The sequence below is a fragment of the Streptomyces sp. NPDC126510 genome (genome assembly GCF_040302345.1).
Taxonomy (GTDB): Bacteria; Actinomycetota; Actinomycetes; order Streptomycetales; family Streptomycetaceae; genus Streptomyces.
Genome location: NZ_JBEORR010000018.1, coordinates 163,807 through 176,524, shown reverse-complemented (window position 1 = coordinate 176,524; position 12,718 = coordinate 163,807). Strand labels below are relative to the sequence as shown.

The window sequence follows — 12,718 nt, the reverse complement described above, 5'->3', positions numbered from 1 at the left end:
GCTGCGCGACATCGGCTTCTCCTCCGCGGTCGGCATCGGTGGCGACCCGGTCATCGGCACCACGCACATCGACGCGCTGGCCGCGTTCGAGGCCGCGCCGGAACCGTGCCCATGGGGAAGGTCCGGGGCAGGGGAATCTCGTCACCCTGGAAGTCGAACCGTGGCGGGTCGTCCGACACACGGATCAGCCTACGTCCGTGGAAGACCTCCCGGAACGAGTAGAAGTGGGCGAGTTCTCCGGTCTCGCCGGGGAAGGGGTTGTCCGGCGACGCGGCAGTGCCCTCACCTTGCTCCTTGATGATCTTCACTGCCGCCTCGACAGCATCGAGTGAGTCGAGAGCGACGATGTCGTTCCCCTCGCCGTGGGACGACGACATGTTCTTGATGAGCTGCCGCGTGCCCTTGATCAACTCTGGTTGTGAGCGGAAGACTTCGAGGATCGCCGCGTAGAAGGCGCCGATGGACGTGTGCACTTCGAGGTCCTCGAGCACGGGGTCGTCAGGCCTCTCGATGCGGGAGTACATGTCGAGCGACGCCTTGCTCAACGGCATGAGCGAAACCGACAAGTCCGGCTGCACGCCACCGGGGAGCGGGCCCGGATACTTCGGAACGACACTTTCGTCGGCGATGCGCGGTTCCCCTCCAATGGTGGTGAGCATGTTGCAGGCCAGGCCCATGTGCGACATCTCGTCGAAGATGATCGCGTGGAGCGTTTGAAAGACTCCCGAGTTCTGGTCCGATTCCTCGATCGACCAGAGGCCGCACAAGTAGGGAGGAAGCGTGGCCAGCTCCAGCATGATGGCCTGCTGCAGCGCCTGTTGCAGCCATCGCTCGTCGTGCTCTTCGGCGGGCATGTGCATGAGCTCGACGATCGCGTCGCTTCGATAGTTGACTACCTCAGTCATATGGGTTCCCGTCGTCCCGGCCCGGCATCGCGGACGTTCGCAACGTGGTTCGCCGCGTTGCAGGGGCAGTTGTTCTTCTCAACGCCGCGCCACCCTGCGTTCCACGTCGGCGGGCCCGTCGAAAGACCAACGGTCGGAAAGAACGGGTCCTCCCACTTGGGCTGTTCGCCGACGATGCCTATACGGCTGGCCTGCGCTTCAACCAGCCAGTGGGCCACAGGCCGGCGGGTGTACGCACCGCCAGGTCGGCATGATGGGGAAACGGGGTGGCATTTGATCCGTAGTCGCCTCGAGCAGGCTCTACCAGGTTCAACTTCCAGTGCGATCCGACCGCTTCGCTGCGTGTCCCGGCCCGCATTCAGCATACGTCCGTCTCGTGGGCCATGCATTCCCTTGGGTACCGTCCAGGCAACATGAGCACCATCTCAGCGCGCCGACGTGGTAGTTGCTGCCGAGCAGTGACTGGGGTGCACGATGGACCCAATCGGGTGATAGTGGTTAGAGGGGCCTACCTCAACTTCAAGTGCTTTCTCCCTTGAAGGAGGCACCATGCCCGACAAAGACCAGCACCCGGATGCGGAACCTCCCGACGAGCGCTCAAGCGTCTTCGCTCCGGATCAGGACAACCGGGTACCCGGCGAAGTGCTCGTCAAGGTGCAACCAGACGCGGCGAAGGGGATCTCCGCAGCCGTGCCGACCGGTCCCGTGCGCGGGGCGTTCGCCGCAGCCACCCATCTGGGGCTCGAACCGCTCGACCAAGTCCTCTCGGACATCGGAGTCCGGTCCGTGACCCGATTGCACCCACCACCCGCCCCCATACCCGCGGGGATCGCGGCCGTAGCGGAGCAGACCGAATTCAGTGCTGCCTACCGAGTTCGCTTCGACCCCGCACAGGACGTCTCCCACGCCGTCCAGCGCCTCGACGCCCTGGAGGAGGTCTCTGTCGCCGAGCCCAACCGCTGGCGCGAGCAGGCATCCGTGATTCCCAACGACCCGCTCTTCGCACAGCAATGGGGACTGAAGAGGATCAAGTGTCCCGAGGCATGGGAACGGAGCAGGGGCAGCGACTCGGTCAGCGTCGCCATCATCGACACCGGAGTCGACCTGAACCATCCCGAGCTGGCGCCGCTCCTGAAACAGGGCAAGGACTTCGTCGATCTCGGACCAGATCCGTTCGCAAGGCCGGGCTGGGTCTTCGAAGGCGACTTCCTGGGAGTCGACGATTTCCCGCAGGACGAGGTCGGGCACGGCACACACGTCGCCGGAACCATCGCCTGCCGCTCCAACAACCGTGAGGGACTGACCGGTGTGACGTGGGAGTGCCGTCTGATGCCGGTACGGGTACTCGCCCGTATCCGTCGGCTCAGAGACAACGTCGTCAGCGGCACCGGCAGCGCGGCCGACATCGCGGCAGGCATCCGATGGGCGGTCGACCATGGTGCCCGGGTTCTCAATCTCAGCCTCGGCGGTTCTCAAGCGACCGAGGTCGAGCGTGATGCCATCGCGCACGCCATCAACCACGACGTGGTCGTCGTGGCTGCGATGGGCAACGACGGTCAGCGGACGCAGAGCTTCCCGGCGGCCTTCGACGACGTCATCGCCGTGGGCGCCACCGACCCGCTGGACCGCAAGGCGGCCTTCTCGAACACCGGTCCACACATCGATGTGTCGGCGCCCGGGGTCAACATCCTGAGCACCTTCCTGGACGACACGTTCTCCCCATCGGACGGTACCTCGATGGCCTGCCCACACGTGGCCGGAGTCGCGGCTCTGCTGCTCTCTCTCGGCCCCGGGTTGAGCGCCCGGGACGTCCGCCAGATCCTTCGCACCACCGCAAAGCCTTTGCGCCGGCGCCCCAACGACCCTGTGCCCAACCACGATTTCGGGTTCGGCCTCGTCGACGCCGATTCGGCGCTCGCCCTGGTCTGAGGGCCGCCCCCGGAACCACCACCACCTTCAGCTGCCCGCCGACGCGCCGGGGCCCTCGGTGGGCAGCCTCAACCGGTTGCCGATCCCGCCCCGAGCCGCACCTCACATGCCCGGACCGTCGGAGTGGCGCATCACGTCGGGCTCTGCCTCGGCGACACCCTCGACGCCACGAGCGCTCTCCACGGCTTCCGAGACGCCGATCTCCTCCGGAAACAGCGCCACCGCCCGGTCGGGCAGCGACTCACGCGGAGCCTGCACCCGCTCGGCTCCTACCGCCTCCAGCCCATCGGCGACAGCTGACCAGTCCCTGTCCTGGGCGAGCTTGACAATGACACGGACCGACATGTCCACCGCCTACTCTCAGCTCGCAACCGTCTTCAGCTCGTCAGCCAAGCGATCCGTAGGAAAGGCCCTGTTCGGGTGTTCTTGGAATGAGCAACCATCGTCGACCATGTGGAGGAAGTGAAGTCGCAAAGACCATGGTTACGGCTGATACTCATAATCGAAGCCGCCGGATCTCACCTGGAAAGGACGTTCCATGACCGTCACCACTGCTGACGCCAAGACGTTCAAGAATGCGCTCAGGTCCGATGTGAAAACCTGGCACGCGCTGTCCTTCTCGACGATGGATGAAGCCGTCAACTTTGTCAATTTCGAGCCTGCACAAGGAGCAGGAGAGGTCGAATTCTCCTTCAGCCCGGACGGGCAGATCTGGCTGATGTACTTCCTGTAGGGCGCGCCAGCGAGTCCCGGCATTCGCTTGGAAACAGTGGGCGGGGCTGTTTGAAGACGTTCAAGAGCTCATTTCTCAGGAGCGGAGCGCCCATGCCCGACCACACGCAGCTGCGGCGTGCGACCGCCTGGACGAGAACGGCTGCCGTCGAGGAAGGCAGCGCTGCCCGCGACGCGGGTGCCCTGGAGGCGACATCCGGCCTCCCCCCGTTGGACCATGACCTCGCTGCCGACGGCTGCGGACCCGGCTCCACCGCGCTGGAACCGGGTCGGCTGTACCGCAGGATCAGCGGTAGGGATGACCGGGCGCGGCTCGTCAGCGTTGAGGAACTGGCGTCGCTGGGCGACCCGATGGCGGTGGAGTTCTTCCGCGCCGGCATATTTCCCACCACCGTGCAGGACCTGCTGTCCCGACTCCCCGCGACGGCCGCCGCCTCACGGAAGGTGTATCTGGTCAGCGAGGCCGGGCAGATCCCGCCGGATGCCATCGGCCGGCGCGACATGCGGTTCGCGATCACCGCCGCCGTGGGCGGCAGCCAGGTTGACCTTCTGGTCAGTACTCAGGCTGGTGGCGACCCCCGGGAGGGATTCCTTCAGGTCGCGGGTTGGGATCCCGAAGCGAGGGTCTTCAACTTCTATGCCCGGTTCGAATCCAGCTGGGTCTGGGCGGGGAACTCCTGGGACGCGTTGGAACCCGACTCGCGTGGCAAGGGCTGCTTCGACAGCCACGTCAACGGCAGCGCCGTGATGAAGGAGCTGAGGATTCCCTGGATCAACTGGCAGTCCGAACGGGCCACGATCCGGCTCGCCGAGGATGACCCGCTGCACCATGACCAGCTGTTCCAGCAGGTCATCGGAGCCCAGCAACTGGAACTGACCGTCAGATCCCTCATCACCCGGTGGACAGCGGCCCGGCTGGCCGCTGTCACCGCGAACGGCCTCGTGGACCACCCCGATCGGCTGCTGCGCCATTTGTTCACCAGCACCACGGTCAACCTCGCCAGCACCGACAGACAGAGCAGCAACATCACGGCGGACAGTCCCGACCTGACGCTGCCCACGGGTTTCTGGCTGAACCAGGATGTCCTGTTCAACGACCTTCGCCTGTCCACACAGGCTGCCCCGCCCAGAGCGCCGGCCGCCCGGTACCTGGCCAGCCTGACCCGGTTCGGCTTCCGTCTCGAGGAGACGTTCAGCGGGTTCTCGCAGCCGGGCGACACGTTCTTCGCCTTCGTGGTGCCCGAGGCAGCCCACGAGGACAACGAGGTGGTTCGGCAGATGGTCCGCAAGGGGCTTGTCCCGGCCAAGTTCGCAGCCTGTGCGCTGATGGTGGACTTCCCCAACCCGGTCTTCAGCCCTGCCCGCAGCCGCCTCATGCGGTACGTGCCGACCACGCCGACCAAGGTGGTGGAGTTGTGCGACAAAGTCGCACAAGCCATCTTGGACGCCGCGGGCTCCCTGCCCGCCGGGAGCCCCGAGGGCCGCTTCGCCGAGCACTGGCAGGTACCCGACGACGCCTGGCGGACCGTGTTCGGACAACGGGTGGACGCCTATCTGCGCGGGGTCGCCGAGCGCGTCCGCACCGAAACCGGCTTCGATGACGTAGTCCGCCTGGCCGAGTCGCGCCGTCGGCAGTTCCGCCGCATGAGGCTCAACGAGTTCGAACTCACCCTGCCGGTCACCAATATTCCCCCTGCCGCCCCACCGCTGGCGATGCGTGAGGACGCCACCGTCGCGGAGCCGGCCTGACGCTGCCCCTCACCGGTATCCCCGGCATCACCTCCAGCGGCGCTGCCCGACCACTTGGTTCCCGCTCCGCCCTCACGTACAAGGAGAACGCCATGTCCAAACTGGAAGCCTACGGGCCTCCCGGCAACCTCGACGATCTGGACGACTTCGGCCGCAAGGCCTGGAACACGTTCATCTCCGACACGGTCGACGAGGCCATTCAGGGTCCCGATCCGGGCCAGGTGCTGAACGACAGCCCAAGGCCGCAGTTCTACAACCTGACCACGACGGACACGGCCCCGGACCTCCAGCACGCCCCCGTCCGATGGACCGCGTTCCCGCGCATCATCAAGATCACCTCCATTTCGGACCTCCAGCGATGGCAGCGCGCCGACGCCAGCCGTGACGTCCAGGACGAGTACTGCGAGTGGAGCGTCTCCCGCGACGACTCAGGAAAGATCAACGAGGTGACGTTCACCTGTGAGGGCCCCGAGTACTGGGAGATCTTGGCGCAGACGAACCCGGACAAGACGCTTGAGCTCTACCAAGAATTCATCAGTCCGGACGTGCGCAAGGAGGATCTGTTCTCGTCCAGCGGTCGATACCAGCCGCGCAATAAGTGGAACAACTCCACGAGCCACGGCGCCATGCACCTGATTCAGCCGAACAACACCTTGGGCGCGGAAATCGAACTTGCCGCTGCGGCCACCATCCGGCGCGTCATCGACGGCGAGGAACTGACCACCGAGCAGGAGCTGATCGCCTGCAGCAAGTACGGTGCCGCGGAGCGCAACAGCGATCCGCACATCGGGGCGGGAGTCAACGCCCTGGCGCGCCAGAAGGCCGACCTCACCCTCGCCGACCCGGTGGGCCTGTACTTCGACGACCTGTCCACGGACGGCTGGGAGACCCCGGACGGCTCCGATCCCAAGGGATACTGGACGTACTTGAGAGGCGACTCGGAGCATCGTGTCCGCGCCGTCTACGCGGTGCCCGCGGACAAGGGCTTTGCCGTCGGGGACATCACCATCGGCGGAAGGCCCATCGAGTTCGGATCGCAGATCGCGGACTTCATCACGATCAGGCTCACCGGCGTCGCCTGCCGGTTCGGCGAGTCCACGGCCCAGCCGCAGACCGCCTGTAAGGAATTCCCGGCGGTCGAATTGCGAGAAGAGGGCTTCAACGCAGCCGCATTCTCCGCCTCCGGCCACTTCCTGGATCCCCGTCCCACCCTCTCGTACCGCTCTTCCCGCGTCACCTGAGGCTGTGCGAATCCTCGGCCGGACCAGATCGCCTCGGGAGTGGACCACCCGAACGAACCATCCGTGACGACGTCATCTCGCGTTGCCGCTCCGAGGGCCGAGCGGGTGGTTCTCGCAGGTGGCCGTTGTCGCGACGCGTCCGGCAGGGACAACTACCTGGGTGAGCTGTGCCGCCCCGTAGTCCCTTACAAGGAGAACACCATGACAGGAAAGCGTGTCGCCAAAGTTCGTTCGGCGGCGGTTCTCGGGCTGGCCGGCATCCGGCTCTTCAACGGGGCCGCAGGTCTGCTCGCCCCCACGCTCCTCATCCAGAGACTGGACCGGGACTCCGAGCCCAACCCCGCCGCCGTCTACGCCTTCCGGCTCTTCGGCATCCGCACCGTCCTGCTCGGCCTCGACCTGCTCACCAGCCGCGGCGAGCGCCTCACGCAGGACCTGCGGGAGGGTGTGCTCATCCATGGCAGCGACACGGTCACTGCGGCCATGCTCGGACTGCGCGGCCATCTGGCGCCCCGCACCGCTGCCCTGACCACCCTGATCTCCGCCGTCAACACGGCGCTGGCCGTCAGTGCCCTGACCGGCGGCCAGGAGAAGACGTGACGGCGACCGCCGTGGAGGGGTTCGACTACGTCGTGGTGGGGGCGGGGGCCGGTGGCGGCCCGCTCGCCGCCCGCCTCGCCGAGGCCGGCATGCGGGTCCTGCTCCTTGACGCGGGCGGCGAACACACCAACGACAACTATCTCGTGCCCGCCTTCCACCCCGACGCCACCGAGGACCCCGTGCAGCGCTGGGACTACTTCGTGCGCCACTACGCGGACGAGGAACAGCACCAGCGGGACACCAAGGCCGTCCCCGGCAAGGGAATCCTCTACCCGCGGGCCGGGGCGATCGGCGGCTGCTCCGCCCATCACGCGCTGATCACCGTCTACCCGTACAACGCGGACTGGGACCGGATCGCCCGGGCGACCGGGGACGACTCCTGGAGCAGCGCGTCGATGCGCGCCTACTTCGAGCGGCTGGAGCGCTGCGAGTACCGGCGGCGTCCCAGGACGCTGCCGTCCAACCGGCTGCTGGCGGCGTTGCTGCGGGCGCTGCCGTTCGTCTCCGGGCGGTACGTCAACGGGTCGAGGCACGGCTTCGACGGCTGGCTGCCCACACGGCTCGCCGACCCCGGGCTGATCATTCAGGACAAGCAGCTGCTGAAGGTCGTACTGAACGCGGCGGAGGGCGAGCTCGCCGATTTCCTCGGGAGGCCGCTGTCGCCTCTGGAGGGCCTGGGCGCGTTGGTCGACCCCAATGACTGGCGTGTGCAGACCGATGCGCTCGAAGGCCTGTGGCAGATTCCCATGTCCGTCACAGCCGACGGGCGGCGCAGTGCTGTACGCGAGCGGGTCGGGGCCGTACGCGAGAGGTACCCCGACCGGCTCGTCGTACGGCCGCACGTGCTGGTGACCCGAGTCGTGCTGGACGAGAACCAGGCGGCGGTCGGCGTCGAGTACCTCGCCCGCGAGCACGCCTACCGGGCCGATCCCGCGGCCGACGGGGACCCGCACCTGCCGTCGCCGCAGCTGGTGCTGGCCGGGCGGGAGGTGATCCTGGCCGCTGGTGCCTTCAACACACCGCAGCTGCTGATGCTGTCCGGGATCGGCCCGCGCGACGAGCTGGAGCGGCATGGCATCCCGGTGCGCGTCGACCTGCAGGGCGTCGGCCGGAACCTCCAGGACCGCTATGAGGTCGGCGTGGTCAGCGAGATGGCCCGGGAGTTCCCGATCATCAGAGGCTGCTCCTTCCACGCGCCCGAGCCCGGCACGCCACCCGACCGCTGCTATCGCGACTGGCAGCGCGGCAAGGGGCTCTACACCACGAACGGAGCCGTCGTCGGCATCACCCGCAAGTCCCGTGCCGATCTGGACGCACCGGACCTGTTCGTCTTCGGGCTGCCCGCCGACTTCCGCGGCTACTACCCCGGCTACTCCCGGGACGGGCTGCTGCACAAGGACCGCTTCACCTGGGCGGTCCTGAAGGCCGGGACACGGAACACAGGAGGACGGGTGCGCCTGAGGTCGGCCGATCCCCTGGACACCCCGCACGTGAACTTCCACTACTTCGCGGAGGGCACCGACAAGGCGGGCGCGGACCTCGACGCGATGGTCGACGCCGTCGAATTCGTGCGCGGCATGAACCGCCGCGCCGGAGACGTGATCAAGAAGGAGCTGTGGCCCGGCGAGGGGGTCCGCACCCGCGAGCAGATCCGCCGCTGGGTGCGGGACGAGGCGTGGGGCCACCATGCGTCCTGCACCTGCCCGATGGGGCGTCCCGACGATCCCGCCTCCGTCGTCGACAGCCGGTTCCGGGTCTGCGGCGTGCAGCGGTTGCGCGTCGTGGACGCCTCCGTCTTCCCCCGAATTCCCGGATTCTTCGTCGCCACTCCGATCTACATGATCAGCGAGAAGGCCGGTGACGTGATCCTCGCCGAAGCCCCGCCACCCAGCGTCACAAGCACCGTCGAACCGTCTGCCAGGAGGATCCGATGACCGACAAGCGACCGCCCATCCGCAACGCGAGGTCTGGCTACCGACGCACACTGCCCTGGCGTGTCGTCACCGGCGTCTCCGAGTTCCTGGACCGCAGGATCGGCTGGGACAGACTGCCCGTCCCGCTCGGACTCGGCACCCTGCTCGGGCTGCGGGTGAAGCTGCGGCAGGAGAACCTGCACGACACCAACACGATCCCCGCGGTGAACGTTCCCGAGCCGGCACCGGGGAACGGCAGGTCATACCTGGTCAACCGGACGGCCGACGGCAGTTACAACGACCTCGACCAGCCGCGGATGGGCATGGCCGGCACCCGCTTCGGCCGCAACATCCCGCTGGAGCGGATCCCTCCGGTCTCGGCCGCGGACGTGCTCTCCTCGCCCGACCCGCGCGTGGTCAGCCGCGAACTGCTCACCCGGGAAGAGTTCATCCCCGCCGAGACGGTGAACTCCCTCGTGGCGGCCTGGCTGCAGTTCATGGTGCGCGACTGGTTCAGCCACGGCACAAGCCCCGCGGAGCGGCCGTGGACCATCCCTCTGCGCGACGACGACCCGTGGCCCGAACGCCCCATGCAGATCATGCGCACCCCCGACGACCCCACACGCGACCCGCAGGCCCCGGCCGGCACCCCCGACACGCGCGTCAACGTCTCCTCGCACTGGTGGGACGCCTCCCAGATCTACGGGTCGAGCGAGGAGGAGCAGCGTGCCCTGCGCACCGGGGAGAACGGCAAGCTGCGTCTGTGGGGCGACGACGGGACACCCTTCCCGTCCGACCCGGACCGCGACCCCTCCCGCGTGCCCGGCTTCTGGCTGGGGCTCGCGATGATGCAGACGCTGTTCGCCAAAGAGCACAACGCCATCTGCGACCACCTCCACACGCAGTACCCCGGCTGGGACGACGAGGAGCTCTTCCAGCGCGCCAGGCTGGTCAACGCCGCCCTCCTCGCCAAGATCCACACGGTGGAGTGGACCCCGGCAGTCATCAGTCACCCGACCACCGTCACCGCGCTGCGCACCAACTGGTGGGGGCTCGCCGGCGAGCGCGCGCACAACCTCTTCGGACGGATCAGCGACTCCGAGGTGATCAGCGGCATCCCCGGTGCCGAGACCGACCACTACGGCGTGCCGTACACGCTCACCGAGGAGTTCGTCGCCGTCTACCGTATGCACCCGTTGGTCCGCGACGACTGGCATCTGCGGGCCGCGGCCGACGACGCGACGCTGCGGGAGGCCACCTTCCGCGATCTCGCCGGTCCCGAGGTGCTGAAGGTCCTGGACACCATCCCCATGGGTGACCTGCTCTACAGCTTCGGCACGCTGCACCCGGGCCTGGTCACCATGCACAACTTCCCGAAGTTCCTGCAGGAGTTCGAGCGGCCGGACGGTCACCTGCAGGACCTCGCGGCCACGGACATCCTGCGCAGCAGGGAACTCGGTGTCCCCCGCTACAACGAGTTCCGCCGACTGCTGCGCCTGAAGCCCGCCGCGAGTTTCGAGGAGCTCACCGAGAACCGGGACTGGGCCTCGCAGATCAAGCGGGTCTACGGGGGCGACATCGAGAAGGTGGACCTGACCGTGGGCCTGTACGCGGAGAAACTCCCCGCCGGGTTCGCCTTCAGCGACACCGCGTTCCGCATCTTCATCCTCATGGCCTCGCGCCGGCTCAACAGCGATCGGTTCTTCACCGAGTACTACACGCCCGAGGTCTATTCGAAGGCCGGGCTGCGCTGGATCGACGAAAACACCATGGGGACCGTACTGCTGCGCCACCACCCGGATCTGCGGACCGCACTGGCCGGAGTGAAGAACGCCTTCTCACCCTGGAATATCGCCGGGCGGGAGTGAGGCGGAAGCGGGGACGGCACATGCAGCGCACGGTCAGCAAGGGTGCAGGTCAGGCCCAAACCGTCACCGGCAGGAACGAGCTGTCCTGCCGGGAACGTCCTGACGCTTCTCGGCACCGCGCTGACCTGCGTGGTAGCCCCATCGCGCAGGACCGCGTGCACATCGCGTGCACAATGGCAGCGGCCAGCTCACGGCGAGCGTCCAGTGCCTCATCCGAGCCTGCACACTGCGAGGTGGATCGCCGGCGGCGATCAGGACAGCGTCCATGAAGTCCCGCAGATCCCGGAAGGTCACCGTGACGGGAACCATGACACCCCTGGCACGTGCCCACATCAGGTCAGGGAGGCCCGCGGGCGGGAACACCCCGGGCTGTCCGGTCTGCGAGTCGCGTTCGACGTCGGGGAGCACGAGAGACGGATGCTGCCCCACTGTGAACTGACCGAATCCCTGACCGAACAGGCCGGTGCGACCGTACGCGTCTCGCGGTCGGCCTCCGGCCACGGCCGGGCGGGCTGGCGGCACGCCCTGCTCAGGGACCTCGCCTGGGCCCTCGCCTGAACCTCACCGGCTCATCAGCGCACCACCAGGACGTGGTTTCCGCGGGGCGTCAGTTCCCCCACGACCGGCGCACCCGGGATCTCGCCGGCCACCAGCAGCCCGCCGGAGGTCTGCGCGTCGGCGAGCAGCAGCGCCTCCTCCTCGGTCACCGCGGAGAGGTCACTGTGGGCGCGCACCCACTCCAGGTTGCGCCGGGTGCCGCCGCTGACATGGCCCTCGCGCAGGGCCTGGCGGGCGCCGTCGAGGTAGGGCACCGCGGCGGAGTCGATCACCGCGGTGACTCCGCTCGCCCGGGCCAGCTTGTAGGCATGGCCGAGCAGCCCGAAGCCGGTGACGTCGGTCGCGCAGGTGACACCGGCGGCCAGTGCCGCCTCGGCGGCCTCCCGGTTGAGCCGGGTCATGGCCGCCACGGCGTGCGGGAACACCTCGCCGGTGGCCTTGTGCTTGGAGTTGAGTACGCCTGTGCCGAGCGGTTTGCTCAGCGACAGCGGCGCCCCGGGTTCACCGGCGTCACCGCGCAGGACGCGGTCGGGGTCGACCACGCCGGTCACGGCCATTCCGTACTTGGGTTCCGGATCGTCCACGCTGTGGCCGCCCGCCACATGACAGCCGGCCTCCGCCGCCACCTCCAGACCCCCGCGCAGCACCTGTCGGGCCAGCTCGAAGGGCAGTACTCCCCGCGGCCAGGCCAGCAGGTTCAGCGCGACCAGCGGGCGCCCGCCGGTGGCGTAGACATCCGACAGGGCGTTCGCCGCGGCGATCCGCCCCCAGTCGTACGGGTCGTCGACCACCGGTGTGAAGAAGTCGGTGGTAGCCAGCACCGCCAGGCCATCGTGCAGCCGCACCACCGTGGCGTCGTCGCCCTCGTCGAGCCCGACGACCAGTTCACCGGCGGGATCGCGGACCGGCACGCCGTCGCCCAGGCCGCGCAGCACCTCCTCCAGCTCGCCGGGCGGGATCTTGCAGGCGCAGCCGCCGCCGTGCGCGTACTGGGTGAGCCGGATGCGGTTCCCGGAACTCGTGGTGCTCACAGCCACCGGGGTGCCCATCGTGCGGGTTGGCATTCCTCCGGCGCGTTTGCGAAACGGACCGCGAGGTGAGATGACCGAGTGGTACGAGGAGGCGTATCCGGCCTGGTGACCGGCGCGGTCTTCAAAACCGTTCGGACGGCAGGAGCTGCCGTCGGCGGGTTCGATTCCCGTCCGCCTCCGCCACCCCGGTCC

At 67.9% G+C, this 12,718-nt stretch carries 9 protein-coding genes, 1 tRNA gene and 3 pseudogenes; 10 read left to right on the top strand and 3 right to left on the bottom strand.

Features of this window, described 5'->3' with window-relative positions; all coding sequences use genetic code 11:
* Positions 1–103 (top strand): annotated as a pseudogene (locus tag ABTX60_RS25445) (succinate--CoA ligase subunit alpha); the annotation flags it as partial.
* 109 nt (positions 104–212) lie between these two features.
* On the opposite strand, the pseudogene ABTX60_RS25440 reads toward ABTX60_RS25445, so the two are convergent.
* Positions 213–854: pseudogene (locus tag ABTX60_RS25440) on the bottom strand (ferritin-like domain-containing protein); the annotation flags it as partial.
* Positions 855–1,454: 600 nt separating this feature from the next.
* Here ABTX60_RS25440 and ABTX60_RS25435 point away from each other — a divergent pair.
* Positions 1,455–2,834, top strand: a complete 1,380-nt coding sequence (locus tag ABTX60_RS25435; protein ID WP_352099308.1) for a peptidase S8 — start codon at positions 1,455–1,457, stop codon at positions 2,832–2,834.
* A 102-nt stretch (positions 2,835–2,936) separates the two neighbouring features.
* Here ABTX60_RS25435 and ABTX60_RS25430 read toward each other — a convergent pair whose 3' ends face one another.
* Positions 2,937–3,179, bottom strand: coding sequence for a hypothetical protein (locus ABTX60_RS25430; protein ID WP_352099307.1), 243 nt, complete (start codon positions 3,177–3,179; stop codon positions 2,937–2,939).
* Positions 3,180–3,372: 193 nt separating this feature from the next.
* Here ABTX60_RS25430 and ABTX60_RS25425 point away from each other — a divergent pair, with 193 nt between their 5' ends.
* The 7 genes and pseudogenes from ABTX60_RS25425 to ABTX60_RS25395 form a co-directional block, all read left to right on the top strand.
* A complete protein-coding gene (locus ABTX60_RS25425) occupies positions 3,373–3,567 on the top strand; it encodes a hypothetical protein (protein ID WP_352099306.1) in 195 nt (64 codons plus the stop codon).
* Between the two features lie 92 nt (positions 3,568–3,659).
* Positions 3,660–5,315, top strand: coding sequence for a hypothetical protein (locus ABTX60_RS25420; RefSeq protein ID WP_352099305.1), 1,656 nt, complete (start codon positions 3,660–3,662; stop codon positions 5,313–5,315).
* A 92-nt stretch (positions 5,316–5,407) separates the two neighbouring features.
* Positions 5,408–6,556, top strand: a complete 1,149-nt coding sequence (locus tag ABTX60_RS25415; protein ID WP_352099304.1) for a DUF8225 domain-containing protein — start codon at positions 5,408–5,410, stop codon at positions 6,554–6,556.
* A gap of 201 nt (positions 6,557–6,757) precedes the next feature.
* Positions 6,758–7,156, top strand: coding sequence for a hypothetical protein (locus ABTX60_RS25410; protein WP_352099303.1), 399 nt, complete (start codon positions 6,758–6,760; stop codon positions 7,154–7,156).
* On the top strand, positions 7,153–9,090 hold the full coding sequence (locus tag ABTX60_RS25405; RefSeq protein WP_352099302.1) for a GMC family oxidoreductase: 1,938 nt from the start codon (positions 7,153–7,155) through the stop codon (positions 9,088–9,090). Before ABTX60_RS25410 ends, ABTX60_RS25405 begins: the two co-directional genes overlap by 4 nt.
* A complete protein-coding gene (locus tag ABTX60_RS25400) occupies positions 9,087–10,937 on the top strand; it encodes a peroxidase family protein (protein WP_352099301.1) in 1,851 nt (616 codons plus the stop codon). The genes ABTX60_RS25405 and ABTX60_RS25400 overlap by 4 nt, the downstream gene beginning before the upstream one ends.
* 345 nt (positions 10,938–11,282) lie before the next feature.
* Positions 11,283–11,495: pseudogene (locus ABTX60_RS25395) on the top strand (enterochelin esterase); the annotation flags it as partial.
* Positions 11,496–11,509: 14 nt separating this feature from the next.
* Here the strand turns inward: ABTX60_RS25395 and selD are convergent.
* The gene (gene selD, locus ABTX60_RS25390) at positions 11,510–12,544 is read right to left on the bottom strand and encodes a selenide, water dikinase SelD (protein ID WP_502992387.1); all 1,035 of its coding nucleotides are present in this window, start codon (positions 12,542–12,544) and stop codon (positions 11,510–11,512) included.
* A gap of 69 nt (positions 12,545–12,613) precedes the next feature.
* On the opposite strand from selD, the gene ABTX60_RS25385 reads away from it, so the two are divergent.
* Positions 12,614–12,709, top strand: a tRNA-Sec gene (locus tag ABTX60_RS25385).
* Positions 12,710–12,718: the final 9 nt, after the last annotated feature.